We start from the raw sequence: 18780 nt of genomic DNA on the forward strand, positions 1-18780 counted from the left end.
CCCCGAACCAATGGCCCTCCGTGCTTTACAGTCTCAGTGGTCACTGTTCGAGGTCATTGATTTTGGATCCAGCAGCCGCTTCAACTCGTCCTCGCCCAGATCGGTCATCTCCCGCGCCACATCCAGAATCGGCCGGCCGCTGCTGTAGGCCTTCTTGGCGATTTCCGCCGCCCGGGCATAGCCGATCACGGGATTCAGTGCCGTTACCAGAATCGGGTTGCGCGCCAGTGTCCGCTCCATATTCTCGCGCTTGACCGCAAAGGTGGCGATGGCCTTGTCCGCCAGCAACCGCGCGCTGTTGGCCATCAGGCGGATACTCTCCAGCAGGTTGTAAGCGATCACCGGCAGCATCACGTTAAGCTGGAAATTGCCGCTCTGCCCGGCCACAGTGATGGTGGTGTCGTTGCCTATCACCTGGGCCGCAGCCATGGCCGCGGACTCGGCAATCACCGGGTTTATCTTGCCGGGCATAATGCTGCTGCCCGGCTGCAACGCCTGCAATTCGATTTCTGCGAAGCCCGCCAGTGGACCGCTGTTCATCCAGCGCAGATCGTTGGCGATTTTCATCAATGCCACCGCCAGTACCTTCAACTGGCCCGACACCTCCACCGCGGTGTCCTGAGTGGCGATCGCCGTAAACAAATTTTCCGCGGGACGAAACTGCTGGGTGCTGTTGGCACTGAGTTTCTGCGCGAACAATTCTGCAAAGCGCGGGTGGGCGTTCAGGCCGGTGCCGATGGCGGTGCCGCCCTGGGCCAACTGCGCCAGCCGCGGCAGGGTGCCGCGTATGCGCTCGCGGCAGGATTCCACTTGATCCGCCCAGGCGGAAATCTCCTGGGCCAGGGTCATGGGCACCGCATCCATTAGATGAGTGCGCCCGGTTTTCACCACATCGGTGACGCTGTCCGCCTTGTCGCACAACTGGCGGTGCAGGTGGCGCAACGCCGGCAGCAAATCGTCCCGAACCGCCAGCAACGCGGATACGTGAATGGCACTGGGAACCACATCGTTGCTGCTCTGGCTCATATTGACGTGGTCGTTGGGGTGCACTTCCACACCGCTGTCCCGCTCGGCAATATGGGCCAGCACCTCGTTCACATTCATATTGGAACTGGTGCCGGAGCCGGTCTGGAAAACATCGAGGGGAAACTGCGCGGCGAAGTCCTCGCCGCTGACGGCATCACAGGCGGCGACAATCGCGGCAGCCAGTTGTTCGTCCAGAAGGCCCAGGTCGCGATTGGCCTCGGCGGCGGACTTTTTGATCAACACCATCGCACGAATGAATTCTTCCGGCATCCGGTAGCCACTCACCGGAAAATTGTCGGCGGCGCGCTGGGTCTGCGCACCATAGAGCGCGCCCTGTGGCACCTGCACGTCACCCAGGCTGTCTTTTTCGGTGCGGAACTTTTTTTTCATGGCTGGCTGTCCCTGCGCAGAGCGCGCCACTCGCGGTGTCTATTGAACCTCTAAGGTGACCTTCTCGGAAACCACCGGCTTCCTGTGGGGAATGTGCAGGTAGTTGCCCAGAACAAGCTGCAGTGTGTGCACGCCCGGCGGCAGGGTAACCTGGGTTTCGGTCTGGCCGCCGCCGAAGTGGATCACCTTGTCCGAAGACGGCAGGGGTTTGCTCAAGTCCGGTATTTCCTCCAGATCGATCAGCAGGTGATGGTGGCCGGTGGCCGCCTTGTTCACACCCGCCGGGGCCACACCCATACCGGAGAGGCCGAAGCGAACCGTGAAAGTTTCGCCGACCTTTTCGCCATCTTTCGGGGAAATAATATAGACCTCTGCACCTTCCGGAGCCTCGGAGATCAGCTCCAGCGGCTTTTGTTCCTGTGCCTGCAACAGAGGGGAAAACAGCAAAGTGCCGGCCAGGAATACGGATTGATAAGCTTTCATAAAAACTCCCTTTGCTGATGCTAATTAATTTAGTAGAAGGATAACCGCAGCGCATCCGCCCTTTGGATTCATATTGCGGTCACACGCTGACCCTGCCCTCCTGGGTCCACTCGCAGCGCACCTGCATTTCGCCGCTGCCGGGCTCGTGGTAGAGCCCCGCGGCCTCCCAGGTAAAGGAGTGGGTACCGGAGAGTTCGGTTTCCAGGTGCACCGTGGCGGACACCCAGTACATGCTCCGCAACAGCTCCTCGAACTTCTCGATCCAGTGGCTCCACTCGTACTCGACCGCGCGATAGGAAGCACCAAAATGGATCACATCAGTCTGGTACTGGGACTGCTTCACCTTGATCGTGGGAATGGAAAACATATCCCGGCACAAAAGGGATCGCTCATCGGCGCTTGGCAGGTTGAGCACGGCCTCCCGGTTGACCCGCCGGCGATCCGAACCGCCGGCGAGACTGTTGCTGTCTTTGATACAGCCGTAGACAATGGATTCCTGATCGCCCTGGACCACTATTCTTTTCCTCAGTGCGGCAGTGCTGGATAAAAATTATCCGGCGCAATCAAATCATAGCATTCCACTTTAACGGCGAAGCCGGGAGAAAGCTATAACCGGGGTCGCAATTGAAAAATCCCGATTATTTTTTTGATCAAAGTCTGACTGGGCCGAGACAGTGGGAGCCAGCCCCGCTGGCGAATGTCCGGGCGCGGCAATTCGCCTGCAAGGCAGGCTCCCACAGAGCCGCGTGGGTCGGGAATTATCGGAGAGCAATCAGATTTCGATTCCGCGCTCCCGCAGCATATCGAGGAATTGTTCTTCATCCAGGATGGGAATATCCAGCTCCCGCGCCTTGTTCAGTTTTGAACCGGCGCCGGGGCCGGCAATCACACTGGCGGTGTTGGCGGACACACTGCCGGCCACCTTGGCGCCGAGGCGCTGCAGATAATCCTTGGCCTCGCTGCGGGACAGGGTCTCCAGTTTGCCGGTGAGCACCCAGGTCTGGCCGGCAAGCGGCTGCTCTTCGCCACCCTGCTCTTCCGGTTCCCAGCGCACTCCGGCCTGCCGCAGCGCCTCTATCTCCTCCTGGGCGTGGGCCTGTTGGAAGAATTCCGCCACAAAGTGCGCCACCACCGGACCCACGTCCTCCACCTGCTGCAATTCCTCCTCGTCCGCCCGCGCCAAGGGTTCCAGGTCTCCGAAGTGCCGCGCCAGGTTGCGCGCGGTGGCCTCGCCCACTTCGCGAATGCCAAGGGCGTAGAGGAATTTGGGCAGGGTGGTGGCCTTGCTGCGCTCCAGGGCGTCGAGCAGGTTCTGCGCGGATTTCTGCCCCATGCGCGGCAGCTCCGCCAGTTGCTCCAGCGACAGGCGGTAGAGGCCCGACACCGAGTGCAGCAGTCCGCCCTCCACCAACTGGTCCACCAGCTTGTCGCCGAGACCGTCGATATCCATGGCCTTGCGCGAGGCGAAGTGCTTGATCGCCTGCTTGCGCTGGGCGCTGCAGATCAGACCGCCGCTGCAGCGGGCCACCGCTTCCCCGGGAGTGGACTCCACCGGTGAATCGCACACCGGGCAGTGGGTGGGAAATTCGATCGCGCGGACATTTTTCGGGCGGCGGCTTTCCACCACGGAAACCACCTGGGGAATCACATCGCCCGCGCGACGGATTACCACCGTGTCGCCGATCATCACGCCCAGGCGCTCTATCTCGTCGCGGTTGTGCAGGGTGGCGTTGGAGACGGTGACACCGCCGACGAATACGGGCTGGAGACGCGCCACCGGGGTTACCGCGCCGGTGCGCCCCACCTGGAATTCCACATCCAGCAGCCCGGTCATTTCCTCCTGGGCAGGAAACTTGTAGGCCATGGCCCAGCGCGGCGCGCGGGCGACGAAGCCGAGGCGCCTTTGCAGGCCGATATCGTTGACTTTGAAGACGATGCCGTCGATGTCGTAGGCCAGTTGCTCGCGCTTTTCGCCGAGCTTCTTGTAGTAGTCGATGCAGCCCTGGATATCCTTCGCCGCAGCCATTTCACTATTGATGCGGAAACCCCAGCGGTTGAGCTGCTGCAATATCTCCGTATGCCGGCCCGGCAGCGCGGCGCCCTCCACCAGGCCCACACCGTAGACGCACAACTCCAGCGGGCGCCTGGCGGTAATGCGCGAGTCCAGTTGTCGCAGGCTGCCGGCGGCGGCGTTGCGCGGGTTGACGAAGGTTTTCTCTCCCGCCTTCGCCGCCTCGGCGTTCAGTTTGGCAAAGCCGTCCCGGGGCAGATAGATCTCGCCGCGCACTTCCAGCAACTCTGGCACCTTGTGGGGCACACCCTCTTCCATCAGACGCAGGGGCACGGAGCCGATGGTGCGCACATTGCGGGTGATGTCCTCGCCGGTGGTGCCGTCGCCGCGGGTGGCCGCGCGTTCCAGCACGCCGTCGCGATACATCAGGCTGACGGCGATGCCGTCCAGCTTGGGCTCGCAGGCGTATTCCACCGGATTCTCGGTGTTCAGGCGATCGCGCACCCGGCGGTCGAATTCGAGCAACTCCTCCTCGTTGAAGGCGTTGTCGAGTGAAAGCATCGGCACCGCGTGGCGCACCTCGGCGAAGGCGGTGAGCGGCTCGGCGCCCACCCGCTGGGTGGGGGAATCCGCGGTGGCCAGTTGCGGGTATTCCCTCTCCAGTTCCTGCAGCTCGCGCAGGCGGCGGTCGTACTCCACGTCCGGCAGTTCCGGATTGTCCAGCACATAATATTGGTAATTGGCGCGCTGGAGGATTTCGCGGAGTTCCTGTGCGCGCTGATGTTTTTCAGTGGGAGGCTGTCTAAGGGTGGCTTTCGTCATTGTAGTTTTGCAAAGATAGGGAATTATTGCCGGAGACGGGATTTTACCTTGTAGGAGCGGCCGCTGGCCGCGATCGTTCGGGCAGTTGGCAGTCCGATCGCGGCCAGCGGCCGCTCCTACACAGGGACGGGCCTGCTGGAACCTTCAGCGCCCCTAGGTTAGGAGCCTTCAACGCACCGAGACAAAGCTCCGCGCTCCCGGGTTATGCCTGCGCTCTGGCCAGCGCCTTGCGGCGCTGGTATTCCATCACCCGCTGGCGGTAGTGCTCGGCGGTCTGGGCGGTGAATACGCTGCGGTTTTCGTCCTTGAGTTCGCCGCCCAACTGCTCGGCAATCTGGCGCGAGGTGGAGAGCAGGATTTCGAACGCCTTGATCGCCTCGCCCTCGATGGGCAGCGCCAGGAACAGGCTGACCCCGGGGCTGATAAATTCCTCCATCTGGGTGAGGTCGAAGGTGCCGGGCACCACCATATTGGCGAGGCTGAAAATCACTGGGCCGTCCGCCCCACCGCCGGCGTGGTAGTGGAAAATATTCATATCGCCGAAGCGCATCCCCGCCGCCAACAGTACCCGCAGCAGGTCGTTGCCCTCGAACAAGTCCCCTTCCTGCGCCATGATGTTGATGATCAGTACTTCTTCCACCGGAGATTTCTCCTGGCGTCTTTTCTTCGGCTTGTCCGGCGCTTTTTCCGTTTTACGCGACCTTTTCGTGGGCAGCGGCGCCTCCCCCGGCGGCGGCATCTCCTCCGCCGCGGGCATGTCGTTCAGCGCTTCCAGGCTCGCGGATTCGTCCAGTGCCGGCTCGCGGCGCGCATCATCGCCCACCGACTCCATCAGTGTGGGCACCTGCTCTTCCAGGTTCAGGGATGCCTGTTCCGGTTCGTCCCTCCCGGGTTCTTCCCTGTGGGGACCGCTGCCGGCCAGGGGTTTGCGCGAGGACTGGAAAGTCTCCTGCACCAGGCGGTTCACCTGCAGGGCCTCCTCCAGGGCGCGGCGCTGCACCACGCGCACCTGGCCCGGCAGCTCCGCGGCGATCTGCCGGCGCCTGGCCTCCTCCTCCGGGTCCAGGTATTCCTCTTCCTCCTCTGCGGAAGCGTCTTTGCCCGCACTGCGCGGCGGCGGCACTTCTTCGTCACCGTCACCATAGGTGTCCCGCTGCATGGCCCGGGACAGGTTGCGGGAAACCTTCATTGCCGCGCGCTGCTTTTTTATCGCCCGCCGCACACCGTCCAGTATTGCGAGCAACAACACCAGTGCGAGAATTGTAATCAGCCAGTTACCCATTGAGCGTCTCTCCTTTACGCCTCCCTACGCGGATGCCAGTTCGGCCGCCTCTTCCACATCCACGGATACCAGGCGGGATACGCCCGGTTCGTGCATGGTGACCCCCAGCAACTGGTGAGCCATCTCCATGGCGATTTTGTTGTGGGTAATATAGATAAATTGCACATGCTCCGACATTTCCTGCACCATGCGCGCGTAGCGGCCCACGTTGGCGTCGTCCAGCGGCGCATCCACCTCGTCCAGCATACAGAAGGGCGCCGGGTTGAGACGGAAGATGGAAAACACCAGCGCAATGGCGGTGAGCGCCTTTTCCCCACCGGAGAGCAGGTGAATGGTGCTGTTGCGCTTGCCCGGGGGGCGCGCCATGATCGCAATGCCTGTATCCAGCAGGTCCTCGCCGGTCAACTCCAGGTAGGCGTGGCCTCCGCCGAACACTTTCGGGAAGAGTTCCTGCAGGCCGCTGTTGACCTGGTCAAAGGTCTCCTTGAAGCGGGTGCGGGTCTCCCGGTCGATTTTCTTGATGGCGTTTTCCAGGGTTTCCAGTGCGTCGGTGAGGTCGCCGTACTGGCGGTCCAGGTAGTTCTTGCGCTCGGATTCCTGTTTGTATTCGTCGATCGCCGCCAGGTTGATCGGTCCCAGACGCGAGATGCGCGCGGCGACCAGTTCCAGTTCCTGTTGTACAGATTCGATGGTCAGGTCGTTCGGGAGTTCCTCCAGCAGTTGCTCCACCTCGAAATCGGTCTCACGCAACTGCTCCACCAGGCCGTTTCGCTGTACCTCTAAAGTCTGCTCGGCCAGGCGCTCCTGTTCCAGCTGTGCGCGCACCCCCTGCAGGGCGGATTCCACCTTGTGGCGCTCCTGTTCCCGCTCGCGAAGGCCGCTCTCCACCTCTTCCAATTTCTTGCGCGCCTCGCCCAGTTCCGCCTCCACTTCCAGGCGCTCGGCCAGTTTTTCCTCCAGCTCGGCCCGAAAGTCCTGGGAAGGGTCCTGGGTCTCCGCCATCTGTTCCTGCAGCAGTTCGCGGCGGCTGCGCAGGCGCTCCAGCTGCTCGCGCATCACCTGCAGGGTGCGCTCCAGGGATATCATCTGGGTGCGCACCGACTGCTCGCGCATAGCCAGTTCGTGGGCGCGGTCCTTGTCCTCGCGGGCGCGCTGGCGCGCCGCATCCAGGGCCTCGCGCAGTTCATCGCGTCTCGCCAATAAAGTTTCGCGGCGGTCGGTGTCGTCGCTCATGGCCTCCACCGCCTCCTGCAACAGCAACCGCGCTTCCGACAGGGATTCGCCCTCCAGTTCCAGCTGCTCGCGCACTTCGGTAATTTCCTGCTCCACGCGGGTGCGGCGCTCGTCCATCTGCTCGGCGCGGGCGCGGCGGGCGGACAGCTGGCTGCGCAGCTCTGCTTCGCGGCGACTGAACTGCTCCACTTCGTTGCGCGATTGCTCGATACCGCTCTCCAGCTCCACCGCCCGGCGGCGCAGCGCCTCGCGCTCTTCCGCCTGCTGCTCGATCTGCTCCTCGCAGGCGGCGATGGAAGCTTCCAGCTCCTCCAGTTCCTGCTTGCGTGCCAGCACGCCGGCCTCGGCGTCGGTGGCGCGGCTGACCCGCAGCCAGTTGGGGCCGAGCCAGAGGCCGTCTTTGGTGACTATGGATTCGTGGGCCTGCAATCGGGCCCGGCTGGAAAGTGCCGCGTTCAGGTCTTCCGCGGTGTAGATACCGGACAGGATACCGGCCAGGGACTGCGGACCTTTTTCAATCTGCACCACATCCGCCAGCGCCGGCAGGCTGCCGCCGGTGGCGGGGTTGACGCCGGCACCGTCGATAAACACTGCCTGGCCGCTCTCCAGGGTGGAGAGGCCGCCACTGAGGCTCTCGAGCTGATCGACACAGACTGCCTGCAGTTGGGCGCCGAGCACCGTTTCCACGGCCTTTTCCCAGCCGGGGCTGGCGCTGATCTGGTCCGCCAGGCGCGGCTTGTCGGCGAGCGCCTGCTGCTGCAGCCAGTTCTCCACCGCTTTGCCCTGCCCCAGCGCCGCCTGTTGCAGCGCTTCCAGGGAGGCCTGGCGGCCGCGGCTGGTCTGCAGTTGCAGGCGCAACTGGTCCAGCTCGGAAGCGATATCGCTCTCGCGGCCGCGCAGCTCGGCGAGGGATTCATTTTTCTCGGCGACCGCTTCGCGGCGCTCGCCCACTTGCAGTTCCAGTTCGGCGAGTTGTTCGTTCAGCTGCTCGAATTCGCCGTCATCGCCGCTGTCCCTGAGGCCCGCCTGCTCCGCCTGCAGCTTGTTGATGCGCTCCTGCAGCCGCTGGCGGGAGGTCTCCAGGTGCTGGATGCGGGACTGCTGTACTTCCGCCTTCTGGCGCGAGCCGGAAGCGCCCTGGTTGAACTGGTCCCATTCGTTCTGCCAGTCGCGCATGGCGTCTTCGGCGCTCAGCAGCGCCTGGGCGGACTCCTCCTCGGCGGCCTGGACCATCTCCAGGTCCGGCACGATCACTTCCAGTTCGGCCTCGAATTGGGCGGCCTTTTCCCGGTCCGCCTCCAGTCCGGTCTCCGCCTCGCGGTATTCCTGTTCGTTCTGCTGGATATCCGACTGCAGGCGGGTGTTGCGCTCGCGGGCGTGGGCGATGCTCTGCTCCAGGCGCGCGATATCCGCGCCCACAGCGTAGAAGCGGCCCTGCACCTCGTTGAAGCTGTCGGACAGCTCGTGATAGCCCACGCGCTTCTGTTCGATATCGGTGTCGCAGCTGACCTGGCGGGTCACCAGCTCTTCCACGGTGAGCTCCAGCTCGCCGATCTGATGCTGCTTGGCCCTGGACTGGTCGTTCAGGTCGCGGTACTTCAGTGCCTGCAGGTGGGCCTTGTGGCTGCGCTCTTCCTCTTTGAAGCGGCTGTATTTTTCCGCCGCTGCAGACTGGCGCTCCAGGCGCGACAACTGGCGGTCCAGTTCGTCGCGGATATCAGTCAGGCGCTCCAGGTTCTCCTTGGTGCGGCGCATGCGGTTTTCGGTGTCGCGGCGGCGCTCCTTGTACTTGGAAATACCGGCGGCCTCCTCGATGAATACGCGCAGCTCTTCCGGCTTGGCCTCGATCAGCTTGGAAATCATGCCCTGTTCGATAATCGCGTAGCTGCGCGGGCCCAGGCCGGTGCCCAGGAACAGGTCGGTCACGTCGCGGCGGCGGCATTTGTCGCCGTTCAGGTAGTAGTTGTTCTGGCCGTCCCGGGTCACCTTGCGCTTGACCGAGATCTCGGCGAAGGCGGCGTAGGCGCCTTGCAGTTTGCCTTGTGAGTTGTCGAACACCAGTTCGATGGAGGCCTGGCCCACCGGCTTGCGACCACTGGAGCCGTTGAAGATCACGTCGGTCATGGAGTCGCCGCGCAGGTTCTTCGCGGACGATTCGCCCATCACCCAGCGCACCGCATCGATGGTGTTGGACTTGCCACAGCCATTGGGGCCGACCACGGCGCTCAGGTTGGACGGAAAATAGACAGTGGTCGGGTCAACAAAGGATTTGAAACCCGCAAGCTTGATGCACTTCAGACGCATGTATTGTTAACTCGGTATTTGTTCTATGCCGGCGAGCGGTGGCCGCACCAAATACGCGATTGTACATGGCGGCGGCAGTGGTTTCAGCGCATATTTCACAAGCTGGGAACGCGGGCTCCAGCTCCGTATACGGGCCGCAGGCCCCGGGATTCGCAGGATTGTGTAGGGCGATCGGCCTTGCTGCCGGGACAGGCACCGATCGCGGCCAACGGCCGCTCCTACAGCTCGTCGTCGATGGTGATGGCCTGCGGCTTGTTCCACTCGGACCTGGGCAGAGATTCCACCGCACCCTGCCAGTCCCCCGGCGCCGGTCTCGCGTCGCCGTTGACGGCCAGCCGCGCCACCAACTGCACTGAATCCGCACCTTTCAGGGAGCGCCCCGGCATCATCGCGCGGGATTCATCCAGCACCACCTCGGCGGGCAGTTGGCCGGCAGTGAGTTTGACGATGGCCAGCGGCATGGGACTGTCGGCGCCGCGGGCGTAAATGAATACCGGGGTGGCGGGCTCGGGGGAAACCCCTTCGCCCAGCTTCACCTCCACGCGAATCGCCGAGCCGTCGGCAGCCGGGGCGTCGGCCTTGGCCGCCACCGGTTCACCCTGTTCCGCCAGCGCAGCCTCGGCCCGGGCCACCCCGGCGGCCAGCGCTTGTGCCGCCATAGAATCAGGCGACAGCCGGTCCAGCGCGCGCCGCCAGTAGTCCCGCGCCGCCCGGTATTCCTCCCGGTCGAAGGCGGCAATGCCCGCCAGGCCAAGCGCGGTGCCGTTACCCGGCTGTACCTGCAGCACCTCGTGTACCAACTCGCGCACCTCTTCGGTGACCCTGGAACCGCCGGCGAAGAACAGCGCCTGCGCCAGTTCCGCCTTGATCCCCACCGCCTGGGGCTCGCTGGCCACTATCGCGCGATACTCAGCCACTGCGCCAAGCGGGTCACCACTTACAAGCAGGCGCTGTGCCAGCACATAGCGGCCGGTAAGGTCTTCCGGGTGGGTTTGTGTGCGCTCGCGCAGCTGGCGGGTGATCCGCGCCTCGGCCTGCTCGTCGGAGCGCCCCTGCTGGCTGGCGACGACATCCCGATACAGCGCCAAGTCGTCGTAGCGGTCAGAGAAGGCGTAGAGCCCCAGCGCCAACAGTGGCACCAGCGCCGCCAGGCCGATCAGCAGACTACGGCCGCCGCCGGACGAGGCCTTCGCACCAGCGGATTCCTCCGCCGCGAGCAGGTTGCGCGCCATCTCCGCTTCCAGTTGCGCATACTGCTGCCGGTCGATCGAACCGCTGTCCAGGGCGGATTGTAGTTCCGCGCGCTGTTCGCGATACAGGGCCGCCAGCGCCGCGCGCTTGTCGGAGGCCTGCCGGGCGCCAACGCCGCGCAGCGCCGGCCACAGAATTACAAAGGCCAGCGGCAGAATCAGCAGCGCCAGGCCCAGCCAGAGTTCAGTCATCTTGTCGCTTCCCGCCGTTCTCGTCTTCCCCCAGCAGCTGCCGCAGCCGCCGGCGCTCGTCCTCGCTCAATTCGCCGCTGGCGTCATCCTGGCGCGCGCCGGAGCCGCTGCGCGAGCGCGCAACGATCACTATCAGCACCACAAGCCCGATAGCCGCAAATACCCCCGGCGCCAGCCACAGGGCCAGCGTATTGCGCTGCAGTGGGGGACGGTAGAGCACAAAATCCCCATAGCGGGCCACCATGTAGTCGGATATTTCCCTATCGGTGAAGCCCTCTTCCAGCAGCCGGCGGATTTCCCGGCGCAGATCCCCCGCCACCGGCGAATCGGAACCCGCCAGGTTCTGGTTCTGGCACTTGGGGCAGCGCATCTCTTCGATCAGCACTTCATAGCGCGCCTGCAGCTCCGGCGTGGACAACTGCTCCACCTCCACTGCCGCCAGCGCGGCAAGGGACAGGCAGGCACACAGTGCAGCGGCAATCAGGGCTCGACAGCTTGTCTGTCTCACGGGGGGCTCCGGCGGAAATTTGCGCGATTATAGCAGCGCCACCAGACGGGGCACACGCCCCGATGTCTCCGGGAAGGTGGCTTAACTTATTGAAAGACAAAAATTTTTTCACCGGAGGCGTTGACGGGCAAAAAAATATCATTAAGATACGCAGCTCCTGACGCGGGGTGGTTAGCTCAGTTGGGAGAGCGGCGGCCTTACAAGCCGTAGGTCACAGGTTCGACCCCTGTACCACCCACCACTTCCCTTTCACCTGCCGAGCAGGTTTTCACAAGGGAAGCAGGGATCGCGGACCGGTAGTTCAGTTGGTTAGAATGCCGGCCTGTCACGCCGGAGGTCGCGGGTTCGAGTCCCGTCCGGTCCGCCATATACGAAAAAGGCTCACACGAAAGTGTGGGCCTTTTTCGTATATGTTTGATCGGCGTGCGACAAAATTGTCTGGAACAATTTTGGACGCCGAAGGCGCCCGTAGGGTGAGCGCCATGGACGGCGCTCATCAGTCCCATCCCGTTCAAGCCAGCAGCAGGGCGACAATCTTTCCAATAAAATTCAATTGGCTCCCTCCTCTTCGTAATCCTTCACCAGGTGGGCCCGATAAGCCATAAGCCCCAAACTTCCGCCACTCCCCAGAACAATCAAAACCCCAGGCAACCCCGCCAAATTCGCCAGCATCTTGATCCCATCGGAACCGAGATAAGTGGCACTGCACCAGCCCACAATCCCAATCACACTGGCCCACAGCAGCTTGACCCCGAATGGCGATCCCATATGCTCGGCGGTGACCGAGCGCATGCAGAGCCCGCCTATCGCATCCGTATTGGAATCCGTTGCAGTAATAAAAGAGATAAAACAGGCGAAGATAAAAAACAGGCTGAGCATAATGCTGCCGGGCAGATAACTGAACAGCTGGTAGGCCATGGCTGCCAGTCCCTCGCTCCGATAGACACCGTACATGGCACCGTCATTCTGGATATCGAAGTACAGCGCGGAGAGTCCGAAGGTGGAAAACCATAAAAAGCCAAAAATGGACGGCAGTAGCAAATTGACCAGAATAAACTGCCGCACTGTGTAACCCCGGGCTATCTTGCCCAGAAACAGGCAGGACAAGGGGGCCCAGGCAAACCAACTGGCGAAGAAAGCGGTGGTCCACCAGCCGGACCAGCGGCTGGATGCGGGCTCATTGAAAAGCAGGTGACGCGGGATAAAGCCGGCCAGGTATTCGGCCAGGGACTGGCTGCCCAGTTTGACGATAAAGATACTGGGCCCCACAACCAGTACATACAGCATCAGCAATACGAACAACACCGTATTGATACGGGCAAGGACCTGTATACCCTGGCGCAGGCCGCTGGCGGCGGAGAGCAGGGCGACGGCGACGATAAACGCCGCCGTCGCGGCGTAAACCTGTGGAGACTTGGGGATGCCGAACAGCACCTGCAAGCCGTCGCCAATCAGCAGCAGGCCGGCACTCAACACCGCGGACATTCCCACCACCACGGCGAACAGTACCAGTGCGTCGATGCCCTGTGCAGTCTTCTCCCCCAAGTGATCTCCCAGCAAGGGCCGCAACAAAGAGCCGACGGAAAAGCTGTGGCCGCAATTGTAGAAAGCCAGGGCGAAGGCCAGAGCGGCGACGGTGTAGATGGCGTAGGGCGCCAGAGTCCAGTGTACGAACACGCTGGACATGGCGAAGCGCATTGCCTCTGCGCCGCCCGGTTCAACGCCGGCAAAGGGCGGTGGTTCATGGAGGTGTACCACCGGTTCCGCCACCGCCCAGAACAGGATGCCCATGGCGATGACTGTGGTGAGGGATACCGAAAACCAGCGAAAAGGAGAATAGATGGGCTCAGCGCCGTCCCCACCGATACGCACTCGGCCGAGGGGTGAGAAGAAAATATAAATACACAGGGCGAGCAGTGCCAGGGCGCCGTAGAGAAACAGGAAGGAAAAGTTTTCGATTATCGCTGCGTTGACAGCGGAAGTGAGCTGGATAAAGTTTTGTTTATCCACCGCGGTGGCTACCAGAACCAGCAGGATGCCGATCAACGCCGGCCAGAAGGTAATGGGCTTTAAGTGCCCCGTCGTTTTGCGAAAATAAACAAGGCCCGCGTGGCTATCCACTGGTCGCTCCGAAGACGAAGCCGTTCAGGTCGCGGGCTCTGCCGCGCTCAAGGAGTTTGAACAGGCTGAGGATTGCGCCTCTGGCGATTAGGGCCTGTAGCATGAGATAGCCCGCGCTTGTTATTGATGTGATTGCCTGCAGTAAAAGTATCGCTATACGGGAGGGCGGGCAAGTTTTGGGATATGGCCCCGCTTTGCGGGGCTTGCGGAGCTGGAGCTCCGCGGTCCCGGGGGGGGGTTAGTCAGTGAGGATTTTGAAGCCTTCCGCTATCAGCTGCTCTTTCAGCGCCGGCCAGTGGTTCTGCGGCAGTTTCAGCTGCATGCTGACCTTTTCGCTGTAATCAGCATCTGAGCAGGTTCCCTGATGTTGGCCGGCGAGAAAGCGCAGGCGCGATTCCTGGGCGAAGTCGCAGGTTACCTGGACCTGCAGCAGGGGAACGAAGGGTTTGAGATCGGCCTGTTGCAGTGCGGCGCCCACTGCGCCGCGGTAGGCGCGCATCAGACCGCCGACGCCCAGTTTGGTGCCGCCGAAATAGCGGGTGACGATGGCACCCACATTGCCCACCCGCTGCTTGAGCAGCAGTTCGAGCATGGGGCGCCCGGCGCTGCCGCCGGGCTCGCCGTCGTCGTCCGCCTGCATCACTTCGGGGTTTGAGGGGTTGCCGATTACCACTGCGGTACAGTGGTGGGTGGCGTCCGGGTATTGTGCGCGAACGGCGTCCAGCTGTTGCTGGAAAGCCGCCTTGTCCTGCACCGGCCCGAGCCAGCAGATAAAACGGCTTTTCTTTTCTTCCGTCTCAGCGACAACGGGCGAGCAGGGAATCTGATAGCTCACCGGCAAATTCGTCCCAGGGTTGTTGTTGCAATTTTTGATACAGCGGTTGCAGCTTGGTCTGCCAGATGCGATCGTCCACCACGCCCACATGTTTGCAGCGAATTACCCCCTCCGCATCCACCAGGAAGGTTTCCGGCGCGCCGAATACGCCCAGATCCAGGGCCAGGCGCCCCTCTTTGTCGGCGATGCTGAACAGGTAGGGATTGTGGAATTTTTCCAGCCATTTCTGCGCTTCCGCGCCGTCGTCTTTCAGGTTGATGCCCACGATGGGCACGCCCTCTTCCGCCAGCTTGTTTAAAAAGGGGTGCTCCACGCGGCAGGCAATGCACCAGGTCGCCCACACGTTCAGCAACAGTGATTTCGCCGGCAAATCGCCACGTTGCATGGTTTTTTCTTTTCCACTCTCGGCCAACTGCGGCAGGGAAAATTGCGGCACCGGCTTGTTGAGCAGGGCGGAAGGCATATCCTGGGGATTGAGGGAGAGGCCGCGCCAAAACAACAGCGCCAGCGCGGCGAAAATTATCAGCGGTAGAAACAGTTTCAATCTGGCCATTATCTCTATTCAGCTCGCCCGATCCGGTTCATGAAGCGCCGAGCGATCCGTGCCGCATGAGGTCGCCAGTAGCGCATCGAAAGGGGGAAATCCGTGCGCCCTCCGCGCAGGAGGTGCATGAAATCATCAACCACGGATTCTTCGACGGCACGCGATATAGATGCGGTCCAAACTGCCTCGAACGCTGCGGAACCAAGGGGTTTCCGACAGAACAGCGTTCCGCGCACATTCTTCAAGGGTTCGAGCAGCCCAAGCTTCACCATTCTTTCAATCAATCGATAGGTCAGCAAATGCTTGCCCAGTAGTCGACCACGTTCGTACGATGACAACCGATCGATCTTCTCCCCAGCCTTATCCACCCCCAGCCGACTGAAACGTTCCAGGTTGGTCACACCGCGAGAATTCACGGAATCGCGGTAATCATCGATGATAATGAGACTGCCATGCTCAAGGTAGTCGAAATACTTCTCCAGATCCCTGTCGACGTAGCCGTCTACATCGATCACCAGCATGTCGAAGGGACCATCGCTTGCCGGATCAATCAGGGCGTCGGTGGTGCGCGATACCTGGGCTTTCACCTTGTCTTTGACATGGAACCGGCTGAGATTGTCGCGGAACGCAGTCAGATTCATATCAACGGTAGCCTCTCCGTACTCCCGGAGACTGGCTGGATGCGGCCCACCGGGAGCATGTTGGAAAAACTGATCGACCGCATGAACGAACCCTTCTCGCCCGGAATCCTTCAACCCGGCTGCAAGCGCGATCGTACTGGCACCTCGCCCAGTACCCAGCTCGACGATCGAGCACCCCGAATGATTGCGTGCAAATTCGTAATAATCCCGATATGTTCGCCATGGCAGCATACCGCCGGCATCACCCGAAAGCTCCATGAAGAACTCCGACTTTCGCATAAGTTCGTTTCTTTTTTTAGTTACAAGAATCAGAGGACATCCACCCGCCCCATAGCCTTTCGTTAGGCCGCAGCCACGGCAGCATTGACTTCTGTCGCCCGCGCCGCTTTCACCTTGCGATAGCGCTTGTCCGCCACCGCGATGCCGCCGCCGATGGCCATCAACAGCGCACCCAGCCAGATCCACACCACAAACGCCTTGTACTGCAGGCGCACCCCCCAGTCGCCGCCGGGATTGTCTTTGTCCAGCGGTTCGCCGAGGGCCGCGTAGAGATCGCGGAACAGGCCGGTGTCGATGGCCGCTTCAGTCATGGTATTGCCACCGGAGAGATAATTGCGTTTCTGCGGCAGCAGTTCTGCCACCGCGTCGCCGTTGCGGCTGACAAAAAGCACGCCCTCGGAGGCGCGATAGTTGGGGCCCTGCACGGAACGCACGCCGTCGAAACGGAAATCGTAGCCGGCCACTTCATAGCTGCTGCCCGGGGACATACGCAGGTCGCGCTCGACACTGTACACACTGGTCAGCGCCACACCGAGCGCCGTCACCGCCAGGCCGGCATGGGCCAGATGCATGCCGTAATAGCTGGCGCGCTGGCGCCTGAGTCCGGCGGCAAAAGAATCGGCGTTGCGGGTTTTGGCAAAAATATCCGCTACGCTGGCCGCGACAATCCAGACGCCGATAAAAATCCCCAGGGCTGCGCCCCAGTGGAACCCACCCAGGGCAAAGGGTAGTGCCAGCGCTGCAATCACCGCAACGGCAAACGGCGGGCCCCAGGCGCGCAGCAGTTTGTCCCAGCGGCTGTCCTTCCAGTTGGCGTGAATACCCAGGCCCAGCAGCAGGCAGAGCAGTGCCATCAGCGGTACGAAGAACATATTGAAAAACGGCGGGCCCACGCTGAGCTTGCCCCAGTTGAGCGCATCCGCCAGCAGCGGGTACAGGGTGCCGGTGAGCACCACACCCATAACCAGCACCAGGAGAACATTGTTGCCGAGCAGGAAGGTCTCCCGCGCACGGAAAGAAAAAACACTCTGTGCACTCACCGCCGGCGCGCGCAGGGCGAAGAGCAGCAGGGAGAGGCCGATCACAATAGCCAGGAAGACGAGAATAAATCCGCCGCGCAGCGGGTCGGTGGCAAAGGCGTGCACCGAGGTGAGCACCCCGGAGCGAACCAGGAAAGTGCCCAGCAGGCTCAGGCTGAAAGCGAAAATGGCCAGCAGGATGGTCCAGCTTTTAAACAGGCCACGTTTTTCGCTCACCGCGAGCGAGTGCAAGAGTGCGGTGCCCACCAGCCAGGGCATAAAGGAGGCGTTCTCCACCGGGTCCCAGAACCACCAGCCGCCCCAGCCCAGTTCGTAGTAGGCCCACCAACTGCCCAGCGCGATGCCCAGGGTGAGAAATGACCAAGCCACCGCGGTCCAGGGGCGCGCCCAGCGGGCCCAGGCACTGTCCAGATGGCCGCCGAGCAATGCGGCGATGGCGAAGGCGAAGGCCACGGAAAAACCCACATAACCCATATACAGCAGCGGGGGGTGAATGATCATCCCCGGGTCCTGCAACAGCGGGTTGAGGTCGGTGCCCTCCACTGGCGGAAACGGCAGGCTGCGGTCGAAAGGGTTGGAGGTGAGCAGGATAAACAGGAAGAAACCCACCAGCACCAGGCCCAGCACCGAAAGTACACGGGCCACCAGCTCCACCGGCAGTTGCCGGCTGAACAGGGCCACCGCCGCGGCCCAGCCGGCCTGCATCAGCAGCCACAGCAGGATCGAGCCCTCGTGGCCGCCCCACACCGCGGTGATCTTATAGTGCAGCGGCAGAATGCTGTTGGAGTTCTGCGCCACGTACAAAACGGAAAAATCGCTCTGTACAAAAGCGACGGTGAGGCACACAAAGGCGATGGCGGTAAACACCAGCACCCCCAGGGCCAGTGAGCGGCCCGCTTCCATCCACAGCGGGCGGGCGGTATAGCTGCCGGCCATGGGCACCGCGGCCAGCGCCACGGAAAGCAGCAGGCCGACAATCAGCGCGAAGTGACCAAATTCCGGGGTCATAGTTTTGCCCCGTCCGCGCAGCTGGCGTTTTCGCCCATCGAATCCGCCACTTCCGGCGGCGTGTAATTTTCATCGTGCTTGGCCAGCACCTGATCGGCGCGCACTGTGCCGTCTCGCATCAGTACGCCGGTAACCACCGCGGCCTCTCCCTCGGCGAAGAGGTCCGGCAACAGCTTGTCATACATCACCTCCAGATCCGCCTCGCCGTCGGTGAGCGCGAAGCGCACCTCCAGGCTGTCCGGTGCGCGCTGCACGCTATCGGGCACCACGCAGCCGCCAGCGCGGATGCGCCTGTCGAAGGGTACATCGCCGGCGGCGAAGGCGCTGGGAGCGTAAAAGTAGTTGATGTTGTTGCGCATGGCGTAGGTGACAAAGCCCACCGCGGCGCTGGAGAGTGCCACCAGGAGTACCAAAAGAATCAGGCGTTGTTTGCGTGCTGGATGCATGGTGTCCGTTTTGCTCCGGATGTCTCAATCAATTTTGGGCCCCGCCGGCCCGGTCTCCTCTCCCCGTGGGGAGAGGGTTAGGGAAAGAGGCCGGCCCTCTCCCATAAGGGGAGAGGGCGAAAGCCGATCGCGGCGCGCAGCCGCTCTTATACGGGTTCGGCCACTCTGTTTTCCGATCTCTGCCTTCTGGCCTCTGAAATGCGCCGCTGCCGCTGCAGCTCCCGCTGCAACCGGCGACGATGAAGTGCCGGCTGGATCGCGAGCCCGACCAAAACCAACAGGGTGACGCCGTAGCAACTCCACACATAGACACCGTGGCCATCCATCGCCAGGAAATCGGCAAGGCCGGAAAACTGGAACTGCAT

General features: G+C 62.2%; 15 protein-coding genes and 2 tRNA genes. 2 read left to right on the plus strand and 15 right to left on the minus strand.

The window, feature by feature from the left end; genetic code table 11:
• Positions 1-33 precede the first annotated feature (33 nt).
• The 8 genes from FHS09_RS08005 to FHS09_RS08040 form a co-directional block, all read right to left on the minus strand.
• Entirely contained in the window at positions 34-1416 is a 1383-nt protein-coding gene (locus FHS09_RS08005; protein ID WP_183458574.1) for a class II fumarate hydratase, read from the minus strand.
• A gap of 39 nt (positions 1417-1455) precedes the next feature.
• Complete coding sequence (locus FHS09_RS08010) at positions 1456-1899, minus strand: DUF4399 domain-containing protein (RefSeq protein ID WP_183458576.1); 444 nt, start codon at positions 1897-1899, stop codon at positions 1456-1458.
• A 79-nt stretch (positions 1900-1978) separates the two neighbouring features.
• Entirely contained in the window at positions 1979-2413 is a 435-nt protein-coding gene (locus FHS09_RS08015; RefSeq protein ID WP_183458578.1) for a hypothetical protein, read from the minus strand.
• Positions 2414-2671: 258 nt separating this feature from the next.
• The gene (gene ligA, locus FHS09_RS08020) at positions 2672-4732 is read right to left on the minus strand and encodes an NAD-dependent DNA ligase LigA (RefSeq protein ID WP_183458580.1); all 2061 of its coding nucleotides are present in this window, start codon (positions 4730-4732) and stop codon (positions 2672-2674) included.
• A 202-nt stretch (positions 4733-4934) separates the two neighbouring features.
• Complete coding sequence (gene zipA / locus FHS09_RS08025; RefSeq protein ID WP_183458582.1) at positions 4935-6014, minus strand: cell division protein ZipA; 1080 nt, start codon at positions 6012-6014, stop codon at positions 4935-4937.
• 24 nt (positions 6015-6038) lie between these two features.
• Positions 6039-9551: a chromosome segregation protein SMC gene (gene smc, locus FHS09_RS08030; RefSeq protein WP_183458584.1), complete on the minus strand. Its 3513-nt coding sequence runs from the start codon at positions 9549-9551 to the stop codon at positions 6039-6041.
• A 218-nt stretch (positions 9552-9769) separates the two neighbouring features.
• The gene (gene ccmI / locus FHS09_RS08035) at positions 9770-10993 is read right to left on the minus strand and encodes a c-type cytochrome biogenesis protein CcmI (RefSeq protein WP_183458586.1); all 1224 of its coding nucleotides are present in this window, start codon (positions 10991-10993) and stop codon (positions 9770-9772) included.
• Positions 10986-11501, minus strand: coding sequence for a cytochrome c-type biogenesis protein CcmH (locus FHS09_RS08040; RefSeq protein WP_183458588.1), 516 nt, complete (start codon positions 11499-11501; stop codon positions 10986-10988). Before FHS09_RS08040 ends, ccmI begins: the two co-directional genes overlap by 8 nt.
• A 165-nt stretch (positions 11502-11666) precedes the next feature.
• Here FHS09_RS08040 and FHS09_RS08045 point away from each other — a divergent pair.
• Both FHS09_RS08045 and FHS09_RS08050 read left to right on the plus strand, forming a co-directional pair.
• Positions 11667-11742, plus strand: a tRNA-Val gene (locus FHS09_RS08045).
• A gap of 49 nt (positions 11743-11791) precedes the next feature.
• Positions 11792-11868: transfer RNA gene (locus FHS09_RS08050), tRNA-Asp, on the plus strand.
• A gap of 182 nt (positions 11869-12050) precedes the next feature.
• On the opposite strand, the gene FHS09_RS08055 is transcribed toward FHS09_RS08050, so the two are convergent.
• The 7 genes from FHS09_RS08055 to ccmD form a co-directional block, all read right to left on the minus strand.
• Complete coding sequence (locus tag FHS09_RS08055) at positions 12051-13622, minus strand: BCCT family transporter (protein WP_183458590.1); 1572 nt, start codon at positions 13620-13622, stop codon at positions 12051-12053.
• Positions 13623-13860: 238 nt separating this feature from the next.
• Entirely contained in the window at positions 13861-14457 is a 597-nt protein-coding gene (locus FHS09_RS08060; protein ID WP_343057441.1) for a YigZ family protein, read from the minus strand.
• On the minus strand, positions 14420-15010 hold the full coding sequence (locus FHS09_RS08065; RefSeq protein WP_183458592.1) for a DsbE family thiol:disulfide interchange protein: 591 nt from the start codon (positions 15008-15010) through the stop codon (positions 14420-14422). The genes FHS09_RS08060 and FHS09_RS08065 overlap by 38 nt, the downstream gene beginning before the upstream one ends.
• A 5-nt stretch (positions 15011-15015) precedes the next feature.
• The gene (locus FHS09_RS08070) at positions 15016-15921 is read right to left on the minus strand and encodes an O-methyltransferase (RefSeq protein ID WP_183458594.1); all 906 of its coding nucleotides are present in this window, start codon (positions 15919-15921) and stop codon (positions 15016-15018) included.
• 62 nt (positions 15922-15983) lie between these two features.
• A complete protein-coding gene (locus FHS09_RS08075) occupies positions 15984-17969 on the minus strand; it encodes a heme lyase CcmF/NrfE family subunit (protein WP_183458596.1) in 1986 nt (661 codons plus the stop codon).
• Positions 17966-18415 (minus strand): cytochrome c maturation protein CcmE, encoded by a 450-nt coding sequence (gene ccmE, locus FHS09_RS08080; RefSeq protein WP_183458598.1) that lies wholly within the window; start codon positions 18413-18415, stop codon positions 17966-17968. Before ccmE ends, FHS09_RS08075 begins: the two co-directional genes overlap by 4 nt.
• Before the next feature lie 146 nt (positions 18416-18561).
• On the minus strand, positions 18562-18780 hold the full coding sequence (ccmD, locus tag FHS09_RS08085; RefSeq protein WP_183458600.1) for a heme exporter protein CcmD: 219 nt from the start codon (positions 18778-18780) through the stop codon (positions 18562-18564).

It is taken from the genome of Microbulbifer rhizosphaerae (assembly GCF_014191725.1).
GTDB classification, from domain to species: domain Bacteria; phylum Pseudomonadota; class Gammaproteobacteria; order Pseudomonadales; family Cellvibrionaceae; genus Microbulbifer; species Microbulbifer rhizosphaerae.

Coding starts and splice junctions, on each gene's coding strand:
- ligA (WP_183458580.1), bottom strand. CDS start 4,732: ATGACGAAAGCCACCCTTAGACAGCCTCCCACTGAAAAACATCAGCGC.
- smc (WP_183458584.1), bottom strand. CDS start 9,551: ATGCGTCTGAAGTGCATCAAGCTTGCGGGTTTCAAATCCTTTGTTGAC.
- zipA (WP_183458582.1), bottom strand. CDS start 6,014: ATGGGTAACTGGCTGATTACAATTCTCGCACTGGTGTTGTTGCTCGCA.
- FHS09_RS08070 (WP_183458594.1), bottom strand. CDS start 15,921: ATGCGAAAGTCGGAGTTCTTCATGGAGCTTTCGGGTGATGCCGGCGGT.
- ccmD (WP_183458600.1), bottom strand. CDS start 18,780: ATGCAGTTCCAGTTTTCCGGCCTTGCCGATTTCCTGGCGATGGATGGC.
- FHS09_RS08010 (WP_183458576.1), bottom strand. CDS start 1,899: ATGAAAGCTTATCAATCCGTATTCCTGGCCGGCACTTTGCTGTTTTCC.
- FHS09_RS08065 (WP_183458592.1), bottom strand. CDS start 15,010: ATGGCCAGATTGAAACTGTTTCTACCGCTGATAATTTTCGCCGCGCTG.
- ccmE (WP_183458598.1), bottom strand. CDS start 18,415: ATGCATCCAGCACGCAAACAACGCCTGATTCTTTTGGTACTCCTGGTG.
- FHS09_RS08005 (WP_183458574.1), bottom strand. CDS start 1,416: ATGAAAAAAAAGTTCCGCACCGAAAAAGACAGCCTGGGTGACGTGCAG.
- FHS09_RS08075 (WP_183458596.1), bottom strand. CDS start 17,969: ATGACCCCGGAATTTGGTCACTTCGCGCTGATTGTCGGCCTGCTGCTT.
- ccmI (WP_183458586.1), bottom strand. CDS start 10,993: ATGACTGAACTCTGGCTGGGCCTGGCGCTGCTGATTCTGCCGCTGGCC.